The sequence below is a fragment of the Porphyrobacter sp. ULC335 genome (assembly GCF_025917005.1).
Lineage (GTDB): Bacteria > Pseudomonadota > Alphaproteobacteria > Sphingomonadales > Sphingomonadaceae > Erythrobacter.
In genome coordinates, this window is sequence record NZ_CP078091.1 from 133,971 (window position 1) to 159,508 (window position 25,538).

Below are 25,538 nucleotides of genomic sequence, written 5' to 3' on the forward strand. Positions count from 1 at the left end.
CCAATGGCATCCCCCTGGAAAGATTCGCGCGGCGTGATCGTCAGCACCACACCGACGCTCGAAGGCCGCCCGATTCAGGACTACCTCGGAATCGTCACCGGCGAGGTGATCGTCGGCGCGAACCTGTTCCGCGATCTCTTCGCCAATATCCGCGACATCGTCGGCGGGCGCTCGGGCAGCTACGAGCGCATTCTGGCCGACGCGCGCAAGCAGGCGATCGAGGAACTGCAGGCCGAAGCGGCCTCGCTGGGTGCCAATGCGGTGGTGGCGATCGATCTCGATTACGAAGTGATTGGCCCCAACGGATCGATGCTGATGGTGTCGGCCAGCGGCACTGCGGTGCGGGTCTAGGCTCTCACCACCAGCCGTAATCCCCCGCCAGAAACACCGCATTATAGGCGGCGTGATGCGCCATCGCCGCACCCAGCCCCAGCCGGGTGCGGGTGTAGGCGAGCAGCAATCCGCCGATGGTCTGCGGCACCACCACCAGCAGGCCGAGAGGGTGGGTAAGCGGCTCGTAATTGCCCAGATGGATCAGCCCGAACAGTAACGTCGATCCCCACACAAACCAGTGAAAGTGACGGGTGAACCATGCGGGCACAGCGGTTTCCCGGTCACGCGTGGCCAGCCAGTGGATCAGTCCGGCAAAGGACAGCGCGATGCCCACCAAGGTCATCGGGATTGCGTATAGGTCAGCAGCAAATGCACTAGCCGTCAGCAGGCCTATCGCCGCCATACCATACACACCGAACCGCAGCGCCGCGATCCGCCCGGTCAACCAGCCCCGGAACGCCAGTTCTTCCATAATCGGCGCGAAAATCAGGAATTCGAACAGATCTTCAGCAAGCGTCTTTTCGACTTCCAGCGACAATGGCAGGAAATCCGCATAGTCATCCCACGCAAGGGTGAGTTCGCCAACCAGCGTATCGACCAGCAGATCAAGCGCAAATATCACCAGCAGCGCCAACGCCGCCGCCCGCCCCCACGCCATCGGTTGTGCAGCGAATGTCGGCCGCACCACAAACCGCGCCACATCCACAACCCGCTCACGCACGGTCATCGCCCCTGCAACGCGCGCCCTTGCATCGCCCGCGCCCATCGGAGTAAGGCCGCCGCTCAAATCTCCAACATTCCGGTGAAGTTCGTCCAATGGCAGGCCATTCCAAGTTCAAGAACATCATGCACCGCAAGGGTGCGCAGGACAAGAAACGCTCGGCGATGTTCTCCAAGCTTTCGCGCGAGATCACCGTGGCGGCCAAGATGGGCATGCCCGATCCCGACATGAACCCGCGTCTGCGGCTGGCGGTCAACGCAGCCAAGGCGCAGTCGATGCCCAAGGACAATATCCAGCGCGCCATCGACAAGGCGAGCATGGCCGGCGGCGAGGATTACGTCGAAATCCGCTACGAAGGCTACGGCCCGGGCGGCGTGGCGCTGATCGTCGAGGCGCTGACCGACAACCGCAACCGCACCGCCACCAATGTGCGCACCGCGTTCAGCAAGAACGGCGGAAACCTCGGCAGCGAAGGTTCGGTCAGCCACGGCTTCGAACGGCGCGGGCTGATCGAATATTCGGCCGCCGCAGGTGACGAAGAAAAGCTCCTCGAAGCCGCCATCGAGGCTGGCGCGGATGATGTCGAAAGCTCCGAAGACGGCCACACCATCTGGACCGCAGCCGACGCTCTCCACGGCGTTGCGGGCGAGCTTGAGAAGGTGCTCGGCCCGGCGGACAATGTGAAGCTCGCGTGGAAGCCGGTGCTCAGCGTCGACGTTGACGAGGCGACCGCCGGCACGCTGATGAAGCTGATCGATGCGCTCGACGATGATGACGACGTGCAGACCGTGTGGGGCAATTACGCGATCTCTGACGAGGTGATGGAGAAGCTGGGCTGAAAAAGCGCGAATGGCTGCTGGCAATAGCTTTGGGGGCTGCGTTCCTCGTTGCGATGCTGTGGCGGTTCGGCTTCAGGGTCGGGCTTTGATCCGTTGCTGATCCTCGGCCTCGACCCTTCACTCTCCTCGACCGGTTGGGGTGTAATCCGGGCCGAAGGCGCGCGGATCAGCCATGTGGCGAACGGGCAGATCAAGACCGATCCCGCCGCGCCGATGGCAGCGCGGCTCGCGATGCTCTCCGCAGGGGTCGCGGCTGTCATCGCCGCCCACCGCCCGACCCGCGCGGCCGCCGAGGAAATCTTCGTCAACAAGAACCCGCAATCCACCCTCAAGCTCGCTCAGGCGCGCGGGGCGGTGCTGGCGGCGTGCGGGGCGGCCGGCCTCACCGTGAACGAACACGCCGCGCGGCTGGTCAAGAAGGCCGTCACCGGCACGGGCGCGGCGGAGAAGACGCAGGTCGCCGCGATGGTCAAGGTGCTGCTGCCGGGTGTTGCCATCACCGGAAGCGACGCGGCGGACGCGCTCGCAGTGGCAATTGCAGACGCGCATCTGGCCCCGCGCCAATGAACAGGAGCGACGCATGATCCACCTCTACGGCATCCCCAACTGCGACACGGTGAAAAAGGCCCGCGTGTGGCTTGACGCGCAGGGGCGCGACTACACCTTCCACGATTACAAGAAGGAAGGCGCCGACCCCGCAAAGGTCGCCGCATGGATTGGCGCGGCGGGGCTCGACACTGTCGTCAACCGCAAGGGCACGACCTTCCGCGCGCTGTCTGATGCCGACAAGGCTGCGGCGGCGGACAGTCACACCGCTGTCGCTTTGCTCGTCCAGCAGCCCAGCATCATCAAGCGGCCCATCGCCGAACATCCGGGCGGCATTCTGGTCGGTTTCAAGGAAGACGAATGGTCCGCAACCTTGCTTTGATCACGCTTCTGGCGCTGGCGGCCACTCCGGCGATGGCGCAAGGAGACGATATGCTGATCATCGCCCACCGCGGCGCGAGTGCCGAGCGGCCCGAACATACGCTCGCCGCCTATGAGCGCGCGATCGATCAGGGCGCGGATTACATCGAGCCCGATCTGGTCGCGACCAAGGATCTGGTACTGGTCTCGCGCCACGAAAACGAGCTGTCGGGCACCACCGATGTCGCCAGCCGCGAAGAATTCGAGGATCGCCGCCGCGACAAGACCATCGATGGCCGGTTGGTGGCAGGCTGGTTTGCCGAGGACTTCACCCTCGCCGAATTGCGCACCTTGCGCGCCAAGGAACGCATCCCCTCGCTGCGCCCGGACAATGCCCGCTTCGACGGGCTGTATCAGGTGCCAACCTTCGCCGATGTGGTGAAGCTGGTGCGCGCCAAGGAGGCCGAAACGGGAAGGCGGATCGGGCTCTACCCGGAATTGAAGCACCCCACTTTCCTGCTCCAGAACGAAGGGATCGACCTTGTCGATCTGCTGCTGCGCGAGTTCCGCACCCTCGGCATCACGCCCACCGATCCGGTGTTCATCCAAAGCTTCGAGATCGCGCCCTTGCAACGCCTCAAGCAGCGCGGCGGCGGGTTCAAGCTGGTGCAGCTGGTCGCCCCCGGCGAAGGCCCGGCGGATGAACCCGCGATGCGCTATGCCGAAATGGTGACTCCCACGGGGCTGGCCGAAGTGGCGAAATATGCCGATGCGGTGGGGGCCAATACCGGCATGATTCTGCAAGACGATGGCGAGCCGACAGCGCTGGTCGCTGATGCCCATGCGGCGGGCCTTAAGGTGCACGCCTGGACGCTTCGGATCGAAAACGACTTTCTCCCAATGCGCATGCGCCGCCCCGGCGAAGGGGGAGAGGGCTGCTACAACAAGTTGTTTGCAGCGCTCCGAAAGGCCGGAGTCGACGGTGTGTTCACGGACAGCCCCAAGCAGATCGTCGCCGAACGCGAAGGCGTGATATGGAACGGTTGGTGCGCCCCTGAATGACCGTCTCCCCAGCGCAAGCTGGGATAACGATGTTAAGCCCGCCGCGCGCTCAGGATATAGTTCAACGACATATCGTCCGACAGGTGCAGCCCCTTGCCCGGGCGCCATGCAATGCCGCGTTTGGCCGTCACGGTCAGCCCCGCGTCGGTGAGCAGGCCCTCCAGCTCGTCAGGTGTGACGAAATCCTCCCAGTGGTGCGTGCCCTTGGGGACATAGCCCACCGCCTCCGCCGCGCCGACCAGTAGCACCCGCGAAGCCGCGGTGCGGTTGGGCGTGGACATGACCAGCAAGCCATCAGGCGCCACCCGCGCCGCCACGTCGCGCAGGAAGGCAGCCTTGTCAGCCACGTGCTCGATCACTTCGACACTGGTGACCAGATCGAAAGTGCCGATATCGAGAGCGGCAACCTCACCCGCCATGTAACGGATATCGAGGCCCACGCCTTCCGCATGGGCTGCTGCCGCCGCGACATTCTCTGCCGCCGCATCCACGCCTGTCACCGCCGCACCGAGCCGTGCCAGAGGCTCGCACACCAGCCCTGCCCCGCAACCGATATCGAGCGCGCTCTTCCCCGCTAGCGGCTTCGCAGCGCGCGCCGCCTCAGGCCAATGCGCGTCGATTGCGTCCCGGATAAACGCCATCCGCACCGGGTTGACCTGATGCAGGCTCGCCATCGGACCCTTGGGGTTCCACCAGTCCCGCGCGAGCTTGGCGAAGAAATCGGCTTCCTCGGGACGGATAGTTACATTCGATACGTTTGCGTTTCCCATGAACCGCCCTTAACAGCCGCCGCGGACACTCACCAGCAGGAGCTTCCTCTTGGCCCGCATTGTGATGAAATTCGGCGGCACGTCGATGGCCGGGACGGAGCGTATCCGCCGGGTGGCCAATATTGTGCGCGCTCAGGCCGCTCGCGGCGATCAGGTCGCGGTGGTCGTCAGCGCCATGGCGGGCGAGACTGACCGGCTGGTCAACTTCTGCCGCGAAGCCAATCCGCTTTACGATCCGGCGGAATATGATGTCGTGGTCGCCAGCGGGGAGCAGGTGACCAGCGGGCTGCTCGCCCTCACCCTTCAGGCGCTGGGCTGCAAATCGCGCAGCTGGCTCGGCTGGCAATTGCCGATCAACACCATCGAAGCCCACGCCAAGGCGCGCATCGATGCCATCGATGCCGACGCGCTGATCGCCTCGATGGAAGCGGGCGAGATCGCAGTGATCCCGGGCTTTCAGGGCGTGTCGGACGAAGGCCGCATCACCACATTGGGGCGCGGCGGATCGGACACTTCGGCGGTAGCGGTGGCGGCGGCGATCAAGGCGGATCGCTGCGACATCTACACCGATGTCGACGGCGTCTACACCACCGACCCGCGCATCGTCGCCAAGGCGAAGAAGCAGAAGGCGGTGACTTACGAGGAAATGCTCGAACTCGCATCGGTGGGCGCCAAGGTGCTCCAGACCCGCTCTGTGGGCCTCGCCATGAAGGAAAAGGTGCGGGTGCAGGTGCTTTCGAGCTTCATCGGCGAGGGCGCCCCGCCTGCTGATGATCTGCCGGGGACGATGATCGTCTCCGAACAGGAAATGGACGAATTGGTGGAGAATGGCCTGATGGAACGCCAGCTTGTAACCGGCATCGCGCATGACAAGAACGAGGCCAAGGTGATCCTCACCCGCGTGCCCGACCGCCCCGGCGCGGTGGCCAACATCTTCGAGCCGCTGGCCGCGGCCAGCATCAATGTCGACATGATCATCCAGAACGTCGGCCGCGACAAGGGCGAGACCGACGTGACTTTCACCGTCCCGCAGTCCGACCTCGCCCGCGCGCAGGCGCTGCTGGAGGACCGGCGCGACGCGATCGGCTTCAACCGCATCATCACCGACAGCAAGATCGCCAAGATTTCTGTCGTGGGCGTCGGCATGAAAAGCCACGCGGGCGTTGCCAGCACGATGTTCCGCGCGCTTTCGGATCGCGGCATCAACATCCAGGCGATCTCGACCAGCGAGATCAAGATCAGCGTGATGATCGACGAGGACGAGACCGAGTTGGCGGTGCGTGTGCTCCACACAGCTTACGGTCTGGATGCAGTTAGCTGAAAGGTAGCCCGCTTCACCGGAATTAACCATTCTTGGTGACTGCGCTTTAACTTTTAAGGCCAGAATGTGCGCGCTCTCGCACTGGGAGCGAAAGGGCGCACACCATGGCCATAAAGGCCCACCTCGATTCACACGATACAGGCGAAGGCCAGCGCATTGCGCCGCGCCGTGCGCTGCACCTTGAGACCTCTGGCTTTGCGGCCGGGGCGGAAGCCAACGTCACGATCCACAATATCTCGGCCGCGGGCCTGCTGCTCGAAACCGGGCTCGACCTTGCAACGGGCGAGCAGCTGGCGCTTGATCTGCCAGAGGCTGGTGCGGTCACCGCCACGGTCGCCTGGCGCAGCGAGCGGCTGTATGGCTGCGCGTTCGAACAGGCTCTCGGCCCGGCGGCGCTGGCGGCGGCGCAGCTTCAGGGCTTTGCCCCGGGCGTCCCCACCCAGACACTGCAAATGCCGTCAGCGGCCGCGCTTGGCTCGAGCGAAACGCTCGGCACGCGGCTCAACCGGTTGCGGCGCGAAGCCGGGCTGACGCTCGCCGATGTCGCCACCTCTCTCGGCGTCAGCAAGCCGACCGTGTGGGCCTGGGAAAAGGGCAAGGCCCGCCCCCTGCCCGAACGGCTCGACGCGATTGCCGCTGCGCTGGGCGTGGCGCCCGATCTTCTCTCGACGAATCCGGGCCTGCGCGAGGTCGACACGGTCATTGCCGAATGCCGCCAACGGATTGCCGACGCCTGCGGCACTGCGCCAGCCGCCGTGCGGATCATGATCGAATTGTAATTCGCAAGGGTCGGGCAACCGGCAAAACCTGCCAATTGCGCTAAATACGTATCGAAGCGACTGGCACTGTACAAATTTATGGTAAACAAAACCCAAAGGTGATTCGTTTTTTAGTCTTGTAATTTTACTAAACTAACAAGTTTACTGTTCGGTTATCGGAAAACAGGGGAACGTTTTCTTATTGCCGCCTCTCGTTAGTTACCAAGTAGCATTGACTAGAAGCGAATGGACGAGTCTTTCGTTGGACCGCTGGGGCACTGTCGGTATGAGAATTGGTTTAAGTGACGTCGAAGGTCATGTTCTGCATGGTCTTTTGGAAGAGACCTCCGGCGATATAGTGATCAGGCTCGACCGGCATGGCTTCATCATTCACGCCTCCGCAAACATTGCGGAGCTGGGGCAGGACTTTTCCGCCGCACTGCTGTTGCCGCACATCACCGATCTGGCGACCCGCGACTATTCCGCTTTTCTTGGCGAGCACGTGTCTGCGGCGCTGGCGGGACAAGCACGCCTCGGCTGGGTCGAATTCCCGGTCATTGCCTGCGCGGAGCGAGAGACCTGCCGCGAGGGGCGTTGCCAGAGCTGGTATGCGCTGAGCCTGCGGCCGATGCGCGATTCGACTGGCACGCCCGATGGCGCGATGTGCCTGATGCGCTCGGTCCAGCAGGTGCGCAGCCTTGAGGGCGAGCTGCACGCCCGCGCGGTCACCGATCCGCTGACAGGCCTCGCCAACCGCCAGGCCTTCTGCGCGAGCCTGAGGCGGCACCTGGCCAAGGGCGGCGGGCAAATGGTTGCGGTCTTCGCAGTCGATGGAATGCGCGCGCTGCTGCTGCGTTATGGCCAGCGCACGGCGGATGAAGTGCAGTGGGGGTTTGCCAAGTTCCTCGAAACAATGGCGTTGCCCGGTCAGGAGCTCGCCCAGCTCGATGGCGAGCGGTTTGCGGTTCTTCTGCCGGAACTGACAGCCCGCGCAGCGCGCGAATGGGCGCAGGATGTGGTGGCAACCTTCGCAGGCCTTGCCGCACCTGCCTCCGCCAAGGCGCCGCAATTGACGGCGAGCGCGGGCCTCGCGCGGGTCGAATGCACAGTCGACTGGACCCTGCGCGAGGCAGAGCTCGGGCTGGTGATGGCGCGAGCAGGCGGCGGGCGGCAGGTGGGCGTCGCGGGGTATCACCGGGTGGCATAACTGGACTCACGGCGATGGATGGTTAAACCCCGGCCCATGAGCCACATTGCCACCATCCTGCTGCTCGGTTCGGGCGAACTGGGCCGCGAATTCGTCATTTCCGCCAAGCGTCTCGGCGCGCGGGTGATCGCCTGTGACAGCTATGACAACGCCCCCGCGATGCAAATGGCGGACGGGCGCGAGGTGTTCTCGATGCTCGACGGTGCGGCCTTGCGCGCGGCGGCGGAAAAGCACCGGCCCGACCTGATCGTCCCTGAAATCGAAGCGATCCGCACCGAAGTGCTGGCCGATCTGGAGGCCGAAGGTTTCACCATTGTCCCCTCGGCCCGTGCAGCGCAGCTGACCATGAACCGCGATGCGATCCGCGATCTGGCGGCGGGTGAGCTGGGCCTCACAACCTCGCAATATGGCTATGCCGAGAGCTTTGCCGAAGCGCGGGAGGTCGCGGCGCGCATCGGCTATCCGCTGGTGATGAAGCCGGTGATGTCCTCATCGGGCAAGGGCCAGAGCAAGGTCGATTCCGCCGAGGCGCTGGAAGCCGCATGGGATTATGCCGTCGCCAATATGCGCGGCGACCGGGCGCGGGTGATCGCCGAGCAATTCATCGCCTTCGACTATGAAATCACGCTGCTGACCGTGCGCCATACAGGCGGGATCAGCTTCTGCTCGCCCATCGGCCATCGGCAGGAGCGCGGCGATTATCGTGAAAGCTGGCAGCCTGCCGCGATGTCGCCCGCCGCCCTCGCAAGCGCGCAGGAGATGGCGGCGAAAGTCGTCATGGCGCTGCAAGGCGAAGGGCGCGGCTGGGGGCTTTATGGGGTCGAGTTCTTCGTAAAGGGCGAGGAGGTGATCTTCTCCGAGCTGTCACCCCGCCCCCACGATACCGGCATGGTCACGCTGGCCAGCCAGGACCTCACCGAGTTCGACCTCCACGCCCGCGCGATCCTCGGCCTGCCAGTGCCGGACGACATCCCTGCACGCCCCGCCGCCTCAGCCGTGATCCTCGCCGACCGGGACAGCGACAGCTTCGCCTTCGAGGGGCTGGCCGATGCGCTCGCCCTCTCTCCGCACATCGACGTGCGAATCTTCGGCAAGCCTGTCACTCGCCCCTACCGCCGGATGGGCGTGGCGCTGGCCCGCGCCGCCGATGCTGCCAGCGCCGTCGACCTGGCCAAACAGGCTGCCGATGCGGTGCGGATTGTCTATTCGCCCGAAGCCGACTAGGGCGCGGCCCATGGAAACCTATCCCAAGACCGCCGCCCTCATGAAGCGCGGCACCGACTTTCTCGGCTGCGAGACCGCTATCCTGTGCGGCGCGATGAGCTGGGTGTCGGAACGCAACCTCGTCGCCGCCATCTCCAATGCGGGCGGCTTTGGCGTGATCGCCTGCGGGGCGATGACGCCCGAACTGCTCGACAAGGAAATCGCAGCGACCAAGGCGCTGACCTCCAAGCCCTTCGGCGTCAACCTCATCACCATGCACCCCGCGCTGTTCGATCTGATCGCGGTGTGCCGCAAGCATGGCGTGACCCACGTGGTGCTGGCAGGCGGCATCCCGCCCAAGGGCTCGGTAGAAGCGATCAAGGCCGACGAGAGCGGCATCAAGGTGATCTGCTTCGCGCCGACCCTTGCGCTCGCCAAGAAACTGCTGCGTTCCGGCGCGGACGCGCTGGTGATCGAGGGGATGGAAGCGGGCGGCCATATCGGCCCGGTCTCCACCTCGGTGCTGGCGCAGGAAATTCTGCCCGCTCTGGCCGAAGAACACCTGATCTTCGTCGCCGGCGGCATCGGCCGGGGCGAGGCGATCGCGAGCTACCTCGAAATGGGCGCGGCCGGCGTGCAATTGGGCACGCGCTTCGCCTGCGCGACCGAGAGCATCGCCCACCCCGATTTCAAGAAGGCCTTTTTCCGCGCCTCGGCCCGCGAGGCGGTCGCCTCCGTTCAGGTCGATCCGCGCCTGCCGGTGATCCCGGTGCGTGCGCTCAAGAACAAGGGCACCGAGGAATTCACCGCCAAGCAGCGCGAAGTCGCCGCGCTTCTGGATGCGGGCGAAGTCGACATGCTTGAGGCCCAGCTCCAGATCGAACACTTCTGGGCCGGCGCCCTGCGCCGCGCGGTGATCGACGGCGATGTCGAGAACGGCAGCGTCATGGCGGGCCAGTCGGTCGGCATGGTCACCAAGGAAGAACCCGCCGCCGATATCATCGCCGAGCTGATGGCGCAATGCGAGGCGGCGCTCGACCGCTAGAATGGCCGAACCGCTGATCCTCACCCTCGCCTGCCCTGACCGGCCCGGCATTACCGCGCGGGTCACCGGGTTCCTGTTCGAGCGCAATTGCAACATCCTCGACGCGCAGCAGTTCAATGATCGCGCCAGCAACGGCGGTGAAGACCGCTTCTTCATGCGCGTCGTGTTCGATCCCGACGGGTCCACGCCCGAAGCCTTGCGCACCGACTTCGCCAGCCTTGCGAGCGATTTCGGGATGGAATGGAAGATGGCGGCGGAAGACCGCCCGCGCCGCACCATCATCCTCGTCAGCAAGTTCGACCACTGCCTTGTCGATCTCATCTACCGCTGGCGGACGGGTGAGCTTGCCATTGATCCGGCGGCGATCGTCTCCAATCATCCGCGTGACGCCGCGATCCGGGTGGATATTGGCGATATCCCGTTCCACCACATCCCGGTAACCCCCGACACAAAGCCAAAGGCCGAAGCCGCCTTTCGCACGCTGGCCGAGGAAACCGACGCCGAACTGGTCGTGCTGGCGCGTTACATGCAGGTCTTCTCGGACGAACAATCCGCGCATTTCGCAGGGCGCTGCATCAATATCCACCACAGCTTCCTGCCCGGCTTCAAGGGCGCGCGGCCCTACCATCAGGCGCATGCGCGCGGGGTGAAGATCATCGGTGCGACCGCGCATTTCGTCACCGCCGATCTCGATGAAGGCCCGATCATCCATCAGGATGTCGAGCGGATCACCCATGCCGATTCCCCTGAGGATCTCGTGCGCAAGGGCCGCGATATCGAGCGCCGCGTGCTAGCGGAAGCCGTGCGGCTGTTCGTTGAGGAACGCGTGCTGATGAACGCAGGCCGCACGGTGGTATTCAGAGGCTGAGCCTTACGGCATGCCCGGCAGGCGGATATTGATCTGCGGCATGCAGGGCCGCCCGTTCTGCACCGAGTCGAACGCAGCGGCGATCGGCGGCGTCCCATAGGAATAGACCGTGTAGCTGAACCCGCGCCCGCCATTGGCCCACAGCGGGCAGGGCTCGCTGCCATAGGCATAGGGCACCGGCGCGCTGTAGAAGCTCTGCTGGTTCTGCAAGCGGAGCAGCTGGGTGCGCTTGCGCTCCAGACACACGCTGTCGAGTCCGCGGTTGCGGCCATCCCGGTCATAAACGGTACACTGGGCGTAGTCCCCGCTCGAAAGCGCCTGCGCGGTGGCAGGGACAGCGGGCAGCACGGCTGCGGCGGCAATCGCGGCAGAGGCAAGAATAAGCGGCTTCATGATATCTCCCCCGATAGTGAGGACACCAGCCTGCCTTGGCCGCTTTGACGCCTTCCTGAACGCTTCGGTTATCTGGCAGAAAGGTTTGGAGGGGTTTATCTGAACGGACGCTTTTGCCAGTGGCGCAAAGGCCAGCGGCGCCGCATCCTGCCGTGCATGATCGTACATCGCCTTGACCATGTGAACATCATCACCGACCGGCTTGCCGAGACCGCGCGGTTCTATGCCGAACTGCTCGATCTGGAGGAGCGCGACGGCCCGCCGCCGCTGCTGCCCGAGCATGTGCGGTGGATGTACGACCACGCGGGCAATGCGATCCTGCACCTCAATTCCGTGGACTGCCCGCGCGCCTTTGATCGCGCGGTCGCTCCGGGGGCGGAGACCGGGGCGATCCACCATGTCGCGCTGCGCTGCGGTGCGTTCGACACTGTGAAAGCGCGGCTCGATGCGCGGGGCGCGGATTACACGATCAACGACCTATCATCGGTGGGCTTGCGGCAGATCTTCACTGCCGATCCCAACAACGTGCTGCTGGAGCTGAACTTCTTCGCGAGCTAGCCCTCCAGCAGGGCACGCCATGCGGCGGGGGCATTCTCGTCTTCCAGCGGGTTCCAGATAGCCGCCATCCGCGCGCGGGCCTCGGGCTCCGGCACACCGCCGGCACGGTCGAGCAGGTAGAAGAACGCGGTCACCCGCCAGTTCATGATGCAATGCACGTGGATAGGGCCCGGCTGTGCGGCAAGCGCCTGCTCCAGCGCCGCGACATGATCGGGCGTGGGCGCATCGAAGGGCACAGGGATATGCGTGTAGGCAATCCCCTCGGCAGCCAGAAGCGCAGCCTCATCCGCCAGCGCCTCGGGGTGCGTGTTGAGCGCGAGGTTCACCACATGGCGCACGCCGATCGCGGCGAGGCGTGCGGGGTCACCGGCTTCGAGCTTGCCCGAAGTGGTGATCCCGTCGGGCCGCCGCTGCCAGTTGCGGATGTCCGCAGGATCGCCCGGCTGCATCAGCGCCGGGCGACCTTCTTCGTCCCCGTCTCCAGCGCCTTGTCCTCGTTGGCGCGCTTGATGACATAGGCGCGGATTGCCTCGATCTCCGGCTTGCTGAGCGATCCGGCGAAGCTGGCCATGCCATTGTCCTTCAGCGCTCCGTCATGCACCACCGCGCTCCACGCCTGTGCGCTTTCGAGCGATCCGGCGCGGCGCAGATCGGGCAGCACGGTCGATCCCACCGCGCCCGGCGCATGGCACACGGCGCAGTAGCGGCCATATTTCATCTGCCCCACGGCAATCACCTCGGGCGAAGCGGTGCTCGGCGGCGGATCGAGCGGCAAGTCGGCCAGCGCCGGTTCGGGCGGCAGCTTCGCAGTCCCGCCGATCTTGAACACCAGCAGGCGCGAGATGTTGCGCACCGGGGCCTTGCGGTTGATCAGGTCGCCATCGACCGACAGGGCATAGGCTCCGCCCCACCCGGCCAGCACTGCGACATATTGCTCGCCATTGACGGTGTAGGTGACAGGCGGCGCGACCACGCCGGTCTGCGCAGCGAAGCTCCAAAGCTTCTTGCCACTGCCCGCATCATAGGCGTTGAACTCGCTTCCGGTGGTGCCCTGGAACACAAGGCCCCCGCCCGTGGCCAGCAAGCCGCCGTTCCACGGCCCGGGATGCTCGACCGTCCAGCGCGGCTTTTGCGCCACCGGGTCCCACGCCACCAGCATCCCCTTGAGCGTCCCCGCGACCTGTTTGCGGAAGCCACCGTCAGGGGGCAGATCGCCAGCACCGAGGTTGAAACCGACATTGAACCCGCGCGCGGTGTCGGGCTTCCAGTCAGCCTCGGGCGCGTACATCATCCCCGCCTCGAAAGCCGGAATGTAGACGAGGTTCTCGGTCGGGCTGTAGGCCATCGGATGCCAGTTATGCCCGCCCAGCGCGCCGGGGGTGACCAGTGCTGGCTTGCCGGTCTTGTCCACCCGCGTTTCGGGGTTCTCGATCGGGCGGCCCGTCACAGGGTCGATGCCGCTTGCCCAATTGACGCTGACATAGGGCTTGGCGGAGATGAACTTCCCCGTCTCGCGGTCGATCACATAGAAGAAGCCGTTCTTGGGTGCCTGCATCAGCACCTTCCGCATTTTGCCCTCGATCTCCATGTCGGCGAGCATGATGTGCTGCGTGGCGGTGTAGTCCCAGGTCTCGCCCGGCGTGGTCTGATAGTGCCAGACATACTCGCCCGTCTTGGGCCGGATCGCGACGATGCTGGAGAGGTAGAGGTTGTCCCCCTCCCCCGTCCCGTCCTTGCCGGGACTGCGATAGGCGCGGTTCCACGGAGAGCCGTTTCCGACACCGATATAGAGGAGGTCGAGATCGGGGTCATAGGCCATCGAGTCCCACACGGTCCCCCCGCCGCCAATCGCGTCCGACGCGCCGAGCACGTCCATGTTCCACGTTTCGGCGGCCTTCTGGAGGTACGCGGGCTGGTCTTTCGCGTCACCGCCTTCAGGCACGGTGTAGAACTTCCACAGCTGCTTGCCGCTGTCCGCATCATAGGCGGCAACGAACCCGCGCACCCCGAACTCCGCCCCGCCATTGCCGATGATCACCTTGCCATCGATCACGCGCGGCGCGCCGGTGATGGTGTAGCTTTTGGACTGGTCGACCGTGACTGTCTCCCACGCGACGGCACCGGTGTCCCGATCAAGCGCGATCAACCGGCCATCCAGCGTGCCGAAGAACAGCTTGTCGCCGTAAGCCGCAAGGCCCCGGTTCACGACGTCACAGCAGGCCTTGACCGCGGTCTCGCCCGGAACCTTGGGATCATACTCCCACAGCGCCTTGCCGGTGGTGGCGTCAAACGCCTTCACCTTGCTCCACGCGGTGGTGAGGTAGAGCTTGCCATCCATCACCAGCGGGGTCGCCTCCTGCCCGCGCCCGGTGTCCATATCGGCATACCAGGCAAGGCCCAGCTGGCCGACATTCTCACGGTTCACCCCGTCGAGCGGGGAATAGCGCTGTTCGGAATAGGTGCGCCCGTGGCTGATCCAGTTGGCGCTATCGCCATCCGCGCCGACGAGCATGGCGGTGGTGATGCCCTCACCTTCTGCGCTGCCACCGAAAATCTGGCTGCAATTCGCCAGCATCCCCGCTGACAGCAATAGCCCCGCGCCAAGCGCCCACCGCTTCAGGTCCATCGATCCCTCTCCCTGTTTTCTTTTGCGGCATGTTGCCCCGCGATTGCAGGCTTGTCCATTGCTGCTTGCGACCCGCGCCCGGCCGCGCCACAAGCTGCGGTGTGGCTGAGGGGCCAACAGGAGAGATTTGCATGTGCGATGAGAGCAAGCTGGCCGATTGGGCCCGGCAAACCATCAGCCGCCGCCAGTTCGGCGCGCTGACCGGCGCGGCCGCGCTCGCCGCCTGTGCGCCCGGTGAAGGCATAGCGCAGAACAGCGCGGCGGGCCTCAAGGAAGGCGGCGTCACCTTTGCCACCGCTGACGGCACGATGGACGGGTTCTTCGTCCAGCCGGAGAGCGGCAACCACCCCGCCGTGATCCTGTGGCCCGACATCGCCAGCATCCGCGAGGCCAAGCGCGGCATCGCCCGCAAGCTGGCCGCCGCAGGCTATGCCGTGCTGGTGGTGAACCCCTATTACCGCGACGTCGCGGGCGAACAGTTCGCCGACTTTGCGGGCTTCATCGCGGGCGGCGGGTTCGGCAAGGTCGGCCCGTGGCGCAAGAAGCTGGATGCCGCCGCGATCATGCGCGACGCCACCGCGATCGTGGATTGGCTCGACGGGCAAGAGGGTGTCGACAAAAACAGGGGCATCGGCACGCAGGGCTATTGCATGGGTGGGCCCTTCACGGTGTGGAGCGCGGCGGCAGTGCCGTCCCGCATCAAGGCCGCAGCCAGCTTCCACGGCGGCGGTCTGGTGCGCCCCGACAATCCGATGAGCCCGCACGCGCTGCTGGACAAGGTCGATGCCGCGCTGCTGATCGCCGTTGCGCAGGATGATGACGCCGAGGCACCGAACGACAAGGCGACATTTGCCGCAGCCGCCGAAGCCGCCAAGGTCTCTGCGGTCGTCACCGTCTATCCCGGCGATCACGGCTGGATGGTGTCCGACAGCCCGGCCTACGACGCCACCGCCGCCGCGCGGGGCGAGGCCGACCTGAAAGCGCTCTACGCGAACGCGCTGGCTTAGAGGTCAACCACGCAAGCCGTCCGCTTCCGGGTGATGCTCATCGACCAGCTGATGGCCGCTAATGGCTGGAGATGAGCCCGGCAGAATTTGACCCGGAGACAGGAATGCTGACCGGGAGGCGGCCCTTGCCTTCGACATCGCAATCTGCAGCCGGACAAGCCCCCAGGACTTAATCCTTCTCGACGATCTTGGTGATCATAAGGTGAGGGATCCCGTTTGATGTCCGCTCGGCCGATCGTCCGTCCTTTCCGATTGTCCCTTGAACCCGGCGCCTCATATTTGAGAATGAGGCAAAGGTTACGGTGTCGACTGCCTGATCGAGCTGGATTGCAAGCCGGAGTTTCTGACCGTCTTCGGACGCGCTCACTATCCGGCCTGTGAAAGGCTGATTCATGTAACGCCCTTCCACCATCGCTCCGTGATGCAAGGTAAGAAAATCGATCTTCCGGGTGGCTGCTTCGGCCTTGGAGAGCCGCGCCACCAGCGTATTCCAGTCCTGTGCTCCCTGCTCCTTCGCGACCATCTCCAGCGCTTTGCCATGAGACAGCAACTGGCCCTTATCGGCCTCCATTTTCCGAAGGTGAACTGCCCGGGCCTTGGCCTCTTCTATCGAGTGGACGATCATGTTCGGGTGCTCCTCTTGCCAGCCCCGTTTCCCCGATGATCGGCGGATCCGATATGCCGAGCGAACAACATCAGGGCGACCATGAGAACTGCGCCATCCACCACCGGGAAAGCGAACCAGAGATGATCCGGTGCCGCAAGGTTTGCAAAGGCGAAGATCGCCAGGGGCGCCAGAACAAAGGGCTTCAGCAGCATCAGTGACGCAGTTCGAGTGGGCATGCCGATTGCTTGGAAATACATCGCCAGGACAAGGATCGGCCCGGAAAAAAGGTAGAAGATCAGGATTGGCCGAATGATCATACCGACCGCGGACACGACCTGCGCGTCATCGACAAAACCTGCCCCCAACCATCCGCTTGCCGTGAAAAGACCCAGCTCAAGCAGCAGGCAATATCCAAAGGCCAGACCAACTGCTCGGGTCAGAGCCTGATCCGATCGTGCATCGAGACCCGCTCCGCTGTTGGTTCCCACGATTGTCTGGGTTGCCAGGGCAAGCGCCATCAACGGCATGAAGGCAAATCCGAGGATGCGTGTCACGATGCCATAGGCCGCGACGACGGCGTTGTGATCCTCTGCCCCGGTCCGGTTGACTGCGCCGATTACCGCTCCAGATACCAAAGCCATGCCGATGAAGCTGAGACTGAGCGGCAGACCAAGCGCGAGGATCGCCCGCCAGCTATTCTTCCAGGGAAAACGCAGCAGCGTCGCCAGGGGCAGAAGGCGTGAATCTCGCCGCCGCAGTTCGATCAGCATAGCCAGCCCAAGGGCCTGCGCCAGCACCGTGCCCCAGGCAGACCCCGCCACACCCATTTGCAGAATGACGATCAATACATAATTGAGCGCAATGTTTGCGACTGTCACCCCAACGGACAGGATCGCCATGAAACCCGCCCGCCCTTCGCATCGCGCAGCGTCGGCGTGGAGATTCATCAGAAACTGGATGGGAGCCCCGCTGACGAGGATGAGCAGATAGGCGCTGGCAAGCGAAGCGACGTCGCCCTTGTCTTTCGCCATCGCCGCAAAACTCGAAGGGCCAAAGAGCCAGAAGACCGCAACCAACCCAAAACTGACAATCAGGCAGAGGCCATGCGCGCTGGCGAAAATCATCGCAGCCGATGTGCGGTCGCCCGCTCCCAGATAGCGCGCAAAGAGGCTCGACATTCCGCCGCCAACCAATGACCCCAAGGCGATCAATATCATGACGCCGGGAAAGCTGAAGGTCACCGCGGCCAGTGCGTCAGGCCCCACGTAATGCCCCAGGAATGCGGCATCGACGACATTGAGCAGTCCGCTCATCCCCATGACAAATGCCATGGGCACGGCATTGGCAGCCAACAAACGCCCGATAGGGGCTGTCAGGAACGAATATTCTTCAGAAGGTACAGACGACATCGCCCACTCTCCACAAAGAGCATTCAAAATGGGCGGGTGCCTGCGTTATCCACCTGCGAATGCTCTTCGAGGGTGAGGGTTTTGTCTGTTCCGGGCTTCACCGTGACTTGCGTCTGCAGGCGGCAGGTGCCCGGCACCTCGGCGCCCAATGCGGCGAGGTCATATCAATGTCAATGCTGGTCATGCCCTCCTGAAGGGGTGCCAGATGACTGCTATGGGGTAGATGGCTGCCTCGCAGCCTTTGGCCCACTCTCGGGGAAAGCAGGCGCAATAAAGGGGCCGCCCCCTTACCCCTTGCGCACCTTGGCCCGCTCGTTCGCCGCGCCAAAACGCCCGTGCTTGCGGTAACGCAGCATCCACTTGTCGAGGAACAGGCCGAGCGGCTTGGGCTCGATGCCGAGCTCTGCAAAGCCGCGCGCGTCCGGTGCGACGGTGCTGCCGGGCTTGAGCAGCGCCCACTGGTCGCGGCTCATCGGCGTCAGCGGCATCGCGGCAAAGGTCGCGCTGATCCCGTCCGGCATGGCGAGGAAGGTGCGCTTCCTGCCCTGTGCGGCAGCGATCCGCTCGTGGATTTCCATCATGGTGAGCTGTTCCGGCCCGCCCAGTTCATAGGTGTGCCCGCCGTGCAGCTCCGGATGTTCGAGCGCCACTGCCACCGCTTCGGCCACGTCATCGGCATAGACCAGTTGCAGCTTCGCCTGCGGCCCGAACACGGGGAGCACGGGCAGCATCTCGATCATGCCGCCGAACAGGTTGAGGAAATTGTCGTCCTTGCCGAACACGATGGAGGGACGCAGGATCGTCGCCTTGGGGAAGGCGGCGAGGACATTGGCCTCGCCCAGCCCCTTCCCGCGCGCATAGGCGGTGGGCGAGGCAGGGTCGGCGCCGATGGCGCTGATCTGGACGAGCGACTTGACGCCGCCGGCAGCAGCCAGCCGCGCGACGGTGCCGGGCGTCTCGCCGGTCAGCTTGATGAGATCGCCATCGAAAGCGCCGACCAGATTGACCACATGGCTCGCCCCCTCAAGCGCGGCGGCGACATGCTCCTCGTGGGTGACGTCGCAAGGCATCAGCTGAAGCTGGCCGAGATTGGCAAGCGGCTTGAGGCTCTGCGCCTTGCCGGGCGAACGGCTCGCCAATCGAACACGCGCGCCGCGCTGAAGAAGGCTCTGCGCAACGTAGTTGCCGATGTAACCGGTGCCGCCGAAAATCGTGACCAGCTGGCCGGAAAGCGGGGAGGAGATGGATGCGGAGGGCATGGGGGGTGCTCGCTCTTGGTGGCTGCCTGTGTGCTGGCAGCGCTTTGCGGCAAGCGCAGCGGAGAGGCAAGGGGTGCGATGGGGGCTGTTGCGGGTCGGCGCCGCATCGTTCGCGCGCAGGCCCGCTGCCCGGGGGAATTTTGCCCGCCGCCAGATGCCCCCTCGGCTGGACCTTGCGCGCTCCAGACCCCGGTTAGACCCCCTTTAGACCCCGCTTGAATCGCTCTTTAGGGTAGGTGCCGAAGGTGAGCTTCTGCTCGTTGCCGTAAATTCCCAGCTTCAGTTTCCAGAGCCCGGTCCCCGAACCGCTCGCCTCAGCCGCGCTCGACTCCGGTAACGGCGTTCCAATCGAGATTGAATTTGGCAAGGTATTTTCGAAGACGGTCGCCGTCATTGGTCGAGCTGCGCTGGCGCCGGGATGCGGCGAACAGACGGCGACCAGCGTCCGCAAGGCTCGCGCTCTGGCGGCATACGGAGACGACATAGTCGAGCTGCACCCTATCAAAGGGATCGATTTCTTCTAGCTGCCCGGCAGCGAACAACGCCTCAAGACACTGGCGGCCGAGTGTCTCGCCCGCCCACAGCCGTGCCAATCTGGCCGTTTCTGCGGCGACGGTCTCAGCGTCAATGCGGGCGCCGGGACTGAGTGTCGCCATCCGCGTGACGCTAGCCGCGAGATCCCGGAAATTGCCTGCCCAGCGCGCTGACGGGCCGGTGGCGAAGGCGAGGTAGCGCTCGCGTGCCTCCTTGTTGAAGGTCACTCGCGTGCCCTCTCTTTCTGCGAAGCGGTCGAGCTCGAAATCGAGGTTGGGTTCGATATCCTCGCGCCGCTCGGCAAGCCCCGGCAGGGTAAAGGTCCACAGGTTGAGGCGGGCGAAGAGGTCATCGCGAAACGATCCGGCTGCGACTGCGCTGACCAGATCGCGATTGGTGCCGGCGATGAGCTGGAACTCGCTCTTCGTCTCGCTGTCAGCGCCGACGGGGAGAAATCGCCCATCTTCGATCGCGCGCAGGATCATGGCCTGTTCGTCGAGACCAAGCTCGCCGATCTCGTCGAGGAACAATACGCCCTTGTTGGCGCTCTTCAGCAGGCCCGGGCGATCCTGCGCGGCGCCGGTGAACGCACCCTTCCTGTGCCCGAACAGTGCCGACATCGCGCTGTCGCCCTTCAACGTTGCGCAGTTGACCTCGACGAAGGGCCCGCTGACCTGGTGACGCAGCTTCTTCAATTCATAAACCTTGCGCGCCAGCTGGCTCTTGCCCGCGCCGGTTGGCCCCATCAGCAGGATGGGTGCGCGGCTTCGCACCGCGACCTGCTCAATCTCCTCGATCATGCGATTGAAGGCCGCGTTGCGGGTGTCGATACCGCTCTTGAGAAAGCTGGCGCTCTCCACGCTCGCTTCGGCAAAGCGGGTGGCGATCGAATCGTAGCGCGACAGATCGAGATCGATTGCGGCCCAGGTCCCCACCGGCTGCGGCACGCCCCGCGCCGGCTGGGTCTGCAGCAGGCGGCCGGGCAGATAACGCGCCTCGGTCAGCAGGAAGAGGCAGATCTGCGCGACGTGCGTGCCGGTCGTGATGTGGACGAGATAGTCCTGCACCTCGGGATCGAAAGGAAAGCCGCGCGCGAAATCGAGCAGCTTGCCGTAAACCTCCTCAAAGTCCCAGGCATCAGCAAAGTCCATCACGTGAGGGACGACCTCCGTCTCCGGCGAGACGCTGCGGATATCCTCGGCGATGAACTCGGCAAGACGGCTGTGGTAGCTGCCATGGATCAGCACGAAGCGATCGACCCTCAGATCCTCCTGCATGCAAATGCTGACCGTGGGCCGCCACTTGTTCCAGCGCGAGGGCCCGAACTTGGCGGCATCAAGAGTTGAGCCGAGAAAGCCGATGACGGTCGTAGGTTTCATGCCGCATACGATAAATTTTTATCGACTGCGATACAAGTATATCTAATTCAGGGATTGCTGCCCGAAGCGGCCCTTTCTCGCGTCCGCCATCAAGTCATTTAAAATCAGTATGATAAGAAATCTCCAAGCGTACCAAGTCGGTTTGGCACGCCCCATGCTGTAGGAAAAGTGCCGGGCGGTCGAACACCCGGCGTGATGCGGGATGAAGGGCGGCCGGAATGGGCCGGCCGCCCAAAGCCCCGCAGGACGAATTCACGATGGAGTTGGACGATGGCCAACAAGACGCTCTTTTCTTCGGCGCTCTCGCGCTTCCTGCCGCGAACCGACACGGTCAATGAGGCAGGCGGTGTCGCCTATGCTTATGGCCCCGAGGCGCTGCTTGCGCAGCTCGCCGCCACGGGTACGCTTTCGGACGGCTTCTATACCGATGCCGAAACGCAGCTCGCCAAGGCGCTTGAGGCAGCGCGCGCGGTTGATCCGCTGTGGGTCGCCAAGTGTGCAGTTTATGCCCGCCAGTCAGGCGCGATGAAGGACATGCCGGCGCTGCTCACCGCGGTGCTCTCGACGGCGGACCCGGACCTGATGGTTCCGGTGTTCCGGCGCGTGATCGACAACGGGCGAATGCTGCGCACTTTCGTGCAGATCATGCGCTCGGGCCAGGCCGGACGGACCTCACTGGGTTCGCGTCCGAAGCGGCTTGTGCGCGAGTGGCTGGAAAACGCCTCGACCCGCCAGCTGATGCAGGCGGCGACCGGCAATGATCCGAGCTTGGCGGACATCGTCAAGATGGTTCACCCGGCCCCGGCCTCGGCCGAGCGGCGCGCGTTCTATGGCTGGCTGATCGGCAAGCCCTATGACGTCGCCGCCCTGCCGGCGGAACTCGCGGCGTTCGAAGCATGGAAGGCGGACCGTTCGCGGCCGCTGCCCGATGTGCCCTTCGAATGGCTGACCGCCTTCGACCTCACGGCCAAGCAATGGGCTGTGCTGGCGGAGCGCATGGGCTGGCAGGCGCTGCGGATGAACCTCAACACGCTGGCCCGCAAGGGTGCGTTCCAGATCGACGGCGTGACCCAGGCGGTCGCGGCCCGGTTGTCGGACGAGACGGCGATGGCGAAGGTTCGTCCCGCGCCCTACCAGCTGATGACCGCGCTCGGCCAAGTGGGCGACGGGGTTCCGCTGCTGGTGCAGGCGGCGCTGGAAACGGCGCTCGAAGCCTCGCTGGCGCGGGTGCCGAAGCTGGAAGGTCATGTCGTGGTGTGTCCGGACGTGTCGGGCTCGATGAGCTCGCCCGCGACCGGGTACCGCAAGGGTGCGACCTCGGTCGTGCGCTGCATCGACATCGCCGCACTGGTGGCGGCCGCGATGCTGCGGAGCAATCCGCAGACCCGCGTGCTGCCGTTCGAGAACCGCGTCGTGGACGTGAAGCTTGATCCCAAAGCGCGCGTCGCGGTCAATGCGGCGAAGCTGGCGGCGGTCGGCGGCGGGGGCACCAGCGTGTCGGCGCCGCTCGAACTGCTTAACCGCGAGAAGGCCAAGGTCGATGTGGTGGTGATTGTGTCGGATAACGAATCCTGGCTCGATCCTTCCCGGCGCGGGGCAACGGCGACGATGAACGAGTGGACCCGGCTGAAGACCCGTAACCGGCAAGCGAAGCTGATCTGCATCGACATCCAGCCTTACGGCTCGACGCAGGCCAAGGACCGCAAGGACATCATGAATGTCGGTGGGTTCACCGACGCGGTGTTCGACACGATGGCGCGCTTTGCCAACGGGACGGCGCGCGACTGGGTCGAAGTCGTCAACGAAGTGGAGATTTGAATGAATTGAACAGTGCGGTCGCGGCGAATGCCGGGAAGGACTACATCCTGCAACGATGGTGGCTCTCAGCTGAGGGCGCCCGTCTTTCCCGAACCTCGTCGCCGCGACCGCACAAACACAACTTGGGAAATGGTCGGGGCGAATGCCGGTCGGGACTACATCCACCACGAAGAAGGCCCCGTCGGGCAAAGCGCCCCGGTTCCGGCAACGGTCCGGGGAGATAGGGTTCAAATCCCTCTTGGAGCAGTAGCTTAAGGGCCGCCGTCTCGACAAATCTTCGTCGCCACGACCTTTTCCCAACTCACGGCGAATGCCGGAAGGACTACATCGAATGTTAATCGCCTGGTCGCGGGTTCGAATCCCGCCAGGTCCACCAAATGCGGACCTGTAGCTCAGCTGGTAGAGCAGGAATGTCCTTTCAAACCTTCGTCGCCGAGAGAAGCATTACTTGAACAACACGCTGGCGGATGCCGGCGGGACTACATGGGTAGAGCGTCTGCGAAAGCAGAAGTTCGGCGGTTCAAGTCCGCCCCCGGGCAACCGGAGTAGCTCAGAAAAACGTCTCGCCACACCCTCGCCGTCGGCACTTTTAAAGCATAACAGGAGGTCGCGATGACCCGGACGACTTACGAATACCATCAGGCAGAGGGCGGATCGCCGATCAAGATGTGGACGCGCGGCGTGCCTGTCGATGACAAGGCGCGCGAGCAGCTGGCCCGTGCGGCGCAGATGCCGTTCATCTTCAAGCATGTCGCGGCGATGCCCGATGTGCACGTGGGGATCGGCGCAACCGTGGGCTCGGTGATCCCGACCAAGGGCGCGGTGATCCCGGCGGCAGTGGGCGTCGATATCGGCTGCGGCATGATGGCGGCGCGCACTTCGCTGGTCGCCAGCGACCTGCCGGATAACCTTGCGGCCATCCGCTCGGCGATCGAGGCGGCGGTGCCGCACGGTCGGACGGCGGGGCGTGGCAAGCGCGACAAGGGCGCGTGGGGCGAACCGCCCCGCGCGGCGGTCGATGCCTGGGCGAAGCTTGCCGAACGGTTCGGCCGGATCGTCGCCAAGCATCCGCGTCTGCGCAACACCAACAACCTGATGCACCTCGGCACGCTGGGGACGGGCAACCACTTCGTTGAACTGTGCCTCGACGAGGAACAGCGCGTGTGGGTGATGCTCCACTCCGGCAGCCGCGGAGTGGGCAACGCGATCGGCACGTTCTTCATCGAACTCGCCAAGCAGGACATGCGCAAGTGGCATATCAACCTGCCTGATCAGGACCTGGCCTACTTCCCGGAAGGGACCGACCATTTCGATGACTATGTCGAGGCGGTCGAATGGGCGCAGGACTTTGCCCGGCTCAACCGGCAGGTGATGATGGCTCATGTGCTGGATGCGGTACGCAGCCAGATTGCCAAGCCCTTCGATGCGGAGTGCGAGGCGGTGAACTGCCATCACAACTACGTGACGCGCGAGCATCACTTCGGCGAAAACGTGCTGGTCACCCGCAAGGGCGCGGTGCGTGCAGCCACGGGCGTGATGGGGATCATTCCGGGCTCGATGGGCGCGAAAAGCTTCATCGTGCGCGGGCTGGGCAACCCCGAAAGCTTCGACAGCTGCTCGCACGGGGCAGGCCGGGTGATGAGCCGGACCGAGGCGAAGAAGCTGGTGACGCTCGACGAGCACCTCGCCGACACGGCGGGCGTGGAGTGCCGCAAGGACGCGGGCGTGATCGACGAAACGCCGCGCGCCTACAAGCCGATCGAAGCCGTGATGGCCGCACAGGCCGATCTGGTTGAGATCGTACACACGCTGAAGCAGGTGGTGTGCGTGAAGGGGTAACCTTTCGCGGGCACCACCTGCCCAATTCCAGAGAAAGATCAATGATCACCATCGACGGCTCAGAAGGCGAAGGCGGGGGGCAGGTGCTGCGTTATGCGGCGGCGCTCTCGCTGCTGACCGGGGAGCCTTTCACCATTGCCAAGATCCGTGGCGGGCGGGCCAAGCCCGGCCTGATGCGCCAACACGTCACGGCCATCGAGGCGGCGGCAGCGGTTGGCTCGGCGGAGTGCTCGGGCCTCGCTGTCGGCTCCACCGAGCTGACCTTCCGTCCCGGCGCGGTCATGCCCGGCGAATACCACTTCGCCATCGGCACTGCCGGCAGCACCGCGCTGGTGGTGCAGACCGTGCTCGTTCCGCTGATGCTGGCGGACGCGCCCTCGCGCATCGTGATCGAGGGCGGGACTCACGCGGCCTCGGCCCCGCCGTTCGAGTTTCTCGCCCACACCCTGCTCCCGGTGCTCGCCCGCATGGGTCCGCGCCTGTCGGTGACGTTGGAGCGTCACGGCTTCTTCCCGCGCGGCGGGGGGCGGATCGTGCTGGAGATTGCGCCTGCGCCGCTCGCGCCCATCGCATGTATCGAACGCGGCGCGTTTCGAAGTGGCAAGGTCGAGGCATTGATCGCAGGCATCCCCTTCGACATCGCCGACCGCGAGCTGAAGGCCGCGCGCAAGGTGCTGGCCGATTGGCCCGAGGACGCCTTTGGCCCGGTCCAGCTACCCGCCGACCACGGTCCCGGCAACGCGCTTCTGATCACGGCGGAATGCGACCACGTGACCGAGGTGATGTCCGCCTTTGGCCAGATCGGCATTCCGGCCGAGCGCCTTGCCAAGACCGCCGCCAAGCGGATGGCGGGCTACCTTGCCTCCGGCGCGTTCGCCGGGCCGTACTTGCAGGACCAGCTGCTGCTGCCCTTCGCAATGGCAGGCGCGGGGGCGTTCACGACAGTCAAGCTGTCCGAACACACCCGCACCGCTGCGGCGCTGATCGCACGCTTCACCGGGCGTGAGTTTGCCTTCAACGAGGATGCCGAGGGGCGGTTGCTGGCGAGCCTCGGGTAAGCCAGCCACCGCCATCCC

25 protein-coding genes are annotated in these 25,538 nt (G+C 64.6%); 16 read left to right on the top strand and 9 right to left on the bottom strand.

Annotation, left to right across the window (positions count from 1 at the left end):
- The first annotated feature begins 3 nt into the window (after positions 1-3).
- A complete protein-coding gene (locus KVF90_RS00645; protein ID WP_264392925.1) occupies positions 4-351 on the top strand; it encodes a heavy metal-binding domain-containing protein in 348 nt (115 codons plus the stop codon).
- Positions 352-355: 4 nt separating this feature from the next.
- On the opposite strand, the gene KVF90_RS00650 is transcribed toward KVF90_RS00645, so the two are convergent.
- On the bottom strand, positions 356-1,054 hold the full coding sequence (locus KVF90_RS00650) for a type II CAAX prenyl endopeptidase Rce1 family protein (RefSeq protein WP_264392926.1): 699 nt from the start codon (positions 1,052-1,054) through the stop codon (positions 356-358).
- Positions 1,055-1,149: 95 nt separating this feature from the next.
- Between KVF90_RS00650 and KVF90_RS00655 the strand changes: the two genes are divergently transcribed.
- The 4 genes from KVF90_RS00655 to KVF90_RS00670 all read left to right on the top strand — a co-directional run bounded on the left by KVF90_RS00655 (position 1,150) and on the right by KVF90_RS00670 (position 3,861).
- Entirely contained in the window at positions 1,150-1,893 is a 744-nt protein-coding gene (locus KVF90_RS00655) for a YebC/PmpR family DNA-binding transcriptional regulator (RefSeq protein WP_264392927.1), read from the top strand.
- Between the two features lie 93 nt (positions 1,894-1,986).
- Positions 1,987-2,460, top strand: coding sequence for a crossover junction endodeoxyribonuclease RuvC (gene ruvC / locus KVF90_RS00660; RefSeq protein ID WP_264392928.1), 474 nt, complete (start codon positions 1,987-1,989; stop codon positions 2,458-2,460).
- 13 nt (positions 2,461-2,473) lie between these two features.
- Positions 2,474-2,821, top strand: coding sequence for an arsenate reductase (locus KVF90_RS00665; protein WP_264392929.1), 348 nt, complete (start codon positions 2,474-2,476; stop codon positions 2,819-2,821).
- Positions 2,800-3,861 carry a glycerophosphodiester phosphodiesterase family protein gene (locus KVF90_RS00670; protein WP_264392930.1) on the top strand — a complete coding sequence of 354 codons (1,062 nt, stop codon included), beginning with the start codon at positions 2,800-2,802 and terminating at the stop codon, positions 3,859-3,861. Before KVF90_RS00665 ends, KVF90_RS00670 begins: the two co-directional genes overlap by 22 nt.
- A 32-nt stretch (positions 3,862-3,893) precedes the next feature.
- Here KVF90_RS00670 and ubiG read toward each other — a convergent pair whose 3' ends face one another.
- Complete coding sequence (gene ubiG, locus KVF90_RS00675) at positions 3,894-4,631, bottom strand: bifunctional 2-polyprenyl-6-hydroxyphenol methylase/3-demethylubiquinol 3-O-methyltransferase UbiG (RefSeq protein WP_264392931.1); 738 nt, start codon at positions 4,629-4,631, stop codon at positions 3,894-3,896.
- A 49-nt stretch (positions 4,632-4,680) separates the two neighbouring features.
- Between ubiG and KVF90_RS00680 the strand changes: the two genes are divergently transcribed.
- The 6 genes from KVF90_RS00680 (at position 4,681) to purU (ending at position 11,033) form a co-directional block, all read left to right on the top strand.
- Positions 4,681-5,952 (top strand): aspartate kinase, encoded by a 1,272-nt coding sequence (locus tag KVF90_RS00680; RefSeq protein WP_264392932.1) that lies wholly within the window; start codon positions 4,681-4,683, stop codon positions 5,950-5,952.
- A 104-nt stretch (positions 5,953-6,056) separates the two neighbouring features.
- Complete coding sequence (locus KVF90_RS00685; RefSeq protein ID WP_264392933.1) at positions 6,057-6,731, top strand: helix-turn-helix domain-containing protein; 675 nt, start codon at positions 6,057-6,059, stop codon at positions 6,729-6,731.
- 265 nt (positions 6,732-6,996) lie between these two features.
- The gene (locus KVF90_RS00690; RefSeq protein ID WP_264392934.1) at positions 6,997-7,917 is read left to right on the top strand and encodes a GGDEF domain-containing protein; all 921 of its coding nucleotides are present in this window, start codon (positions 6,997-6,999) and stop codon (positions 7,915-7,917) included.
- 36 nt (positions 7,918-7,953) lie between these two features.
- The gene (gene purT, locus KVF90_RS00695; RefSeq protein ID WP_264392935.1) at positions 7,954-9,141 is read left to right on the top strand and encodes a formate-dependent phosphoribosylglycinamide formyltransferase; all 1,188 of its coding nucleotides are present in this window, start codon (positions 7,954-7,956) and stop codon (positions 9,139-9,141) included.
- Positions 9,142-9,151: 10 nt separating this feature from the next.
- Positions 9,152-10,165, top strand: coding sequence for an NAD(P)H-dependent flavin oxidoreductase (locus tag KVF90_RS00700; RefSeq protein ID WP_264392936.1), 1,014 nt, complete (start codon positions 9,152-9,154; stop codon positions 10,163-10,165).
- Position 10,166: 1 nt separating this feature from the next.
- Complete coding sequence (gene purU, locus KVF90_RS00705; RefSeq protein WP_264392937.1) at positions 10,167-11,033, top strand: formyltetrahydrofolate deformylase; 867 nt, start codon at positions 10,167-10,169, stop codon at positions 11,031-11,033.
- A 3-nt stretch (positions 11,034-11,036) separates the two neighbouring features.
- Here the strand turns inward: purU and KVF90_RS00710 are convergent, their stop codons facing one another.
- Complete coding sequence (locus KVF90_RS00710) at positions 11,037-11,426, bottom strand: hypothetical protein (protein ID WP_264392938.1); 390 nt, start codon at positions 11,424-11,426, stop codon at positions 11,037-11,039.
- Between the two features lie 156 nt (positions 11,427-11,582).
- On the opposite strand from KVF90_RS00710, the gene KVF90_RS00715 reads away from it, so the two are divergent.
- On the top strand, positions 11,583-11,984 hold the full coding sequence (locus KVF90_RS00715) for a VOC family protein (RefSeq protein ID WP_264392939.1): 402 nt from the start codon (positions 11,583-11,585) through the stop codon (positions 11,982-11,984).
- On the opposite strand, the gene KVF90_RS00720 is transcribed toward KVF90_RS00715, so the two are convergent.
- Positions 11,981-12,433, bottom strand: a complete 453-nt coding sequence (locus KVF90_RS00720; RefSeq protein ID WP_264392941.1) for a beta-lactamase hydrolase domain-containing protein — start codon at positions 12,431-12,433, stop codon at positions 11,981-11,983. The two genes, KVF90_RS00715 and KVF90_RS00720, sit on opposite strands and share 4 nt — an antisense overlap.
- Complete coding sequence (locus KVF90_RS00725; RefSeq protein ID WP_264392942.1) at positions 12,433-14,610, bottom strand: PQQ-dependent dehydrogenase, methanol/ethanol family; 2,178 nt, start codon at positions 14,608-14,610, stop codon at positions 12,433-12,435. Before KVF90_RS00725 ends, KVF90_RS00720 begins: the two co-directional genes overlap by 1 nt.
- 131 nt (positions 14,611-14,741) lie before the next feature.
- Between KVF90_RS00725 and KVF90_RS00730 the strand changes: the two genes are divergently transcribed.
- Positions 14,742-15,617 carry a dienelactone hydrolase family protein gene (locus KVF90_RS00730; protein ID WP_264392943.1) on the top strand — a complete coding sequence of 292 codons (876 nt, stop codon included), beginning with the start codon at positions 14,742-14,744 and terminating at the stop codon, positions 15,615-15,617.
- 169 nt (positions 15,618-15,786) lie between these two features.
- On the opposite strand, the gene KVF90_RS00735 is transcribed toward KVF90_RS00730, so the two are convergent.
- The 4 genes from KVF90_RS00735 to rtcR form a co-directional block, all read right to left on the bottom strand.
- Positions 15,787-16,242, bottom strand: a complete 456-nt coding sequence (locus tag KVF90_RS00735) for a glyoxalase superfamily protein (RefSeq protein ID WP_264392944.1) — start codon at positions 16,240-16,242, stop codon at positions 15,787-15,789.
- Positions 16,239-17,633, bottom strand: a complete 1,395-nt coding sequence (locus KVF90_RS00740; RefSeq protein ID WP_264392945.1) for an MATE family efflux transporter — start codon at positions 17,631-17,633, stop codon at positions 16,239-16,241. The genes KVF90_RS00735 and KVF90_RS00740 overlap by 4 nt, the downstream gene beginning before the upstream one ends.
- Before the next feature lie 287 nt (positions 17,634-17,920).
- The gene (locus tag KVF90_RS00745; RefSeq protein WP_264392946.1) at positions 17,921-18,892 is read right to left on the bottom strand and encodes a complex I NDUFA9 subunit family protein; all 972 of its coding nucleotides are present in this window, start codon (positions 18,890-18,892) and stop codon (positions 17,921-17,923) included.
- A 314-nt stretch (positions 18,893-19,206) separates the two neighbouring features.
- Complete coding sequence (gene rtcR / locus KVF90_RS00750; RefSeq protein ID WP_264392947.1) at positions 19,207-20,805, bottom strand: RNA repair transcriptional activator RtcR; 1,599 nt, start codon at positions 20,803-20,805, stop codon at positions 19,207-19,209.
- A 270-nt stretch (positions 20,806-21,075) separates the two neighbouring features.
- Between rtcR and KVF90_RS00755 the strand changes: the two genes are divergently transcribed.
- From KVF90_RS00755 to rtcA, 3 genes are all read left to right on the top strand, one after another.
- Positions 21,076-22,623 (top strand): vWA domain-containing protein, encoded by a 1,548-nt coding sequence (locus tag KVF90_RS00755; protein ID WP_264392948.1) that lies wholly within the window; start codon positions 21,076-21,078, stop codon positions 22,621-22,623.
- Positions 22,624-23,235: 612 nt separating this feature from the next.
- On the top strand, positions 23,236-24,462 hold the full coding sequence (locus KVF90_RS00760) for an RtcB family protein (protein ID WP_264392949.1): 1,227 nt from the start codon (positions 23,236-23,238) through the stop codon (positions 24,460-24,462).
- A gap of 41 nt (positions 24,463-24,503) precedes the next feature.
- A complete protein-coding gene (gene rtcA / locus KVF90_RS00765; protein ID WP_264392950.1) occupies positions 24,504-25,520 on the top strand; it encodes an RNA 3'-terminal phosphate cyclase in 1,017 nt (338 codons plus the stop codon).
- Positions 25,521-25,538: the final 18 nt, after the last annotated feature.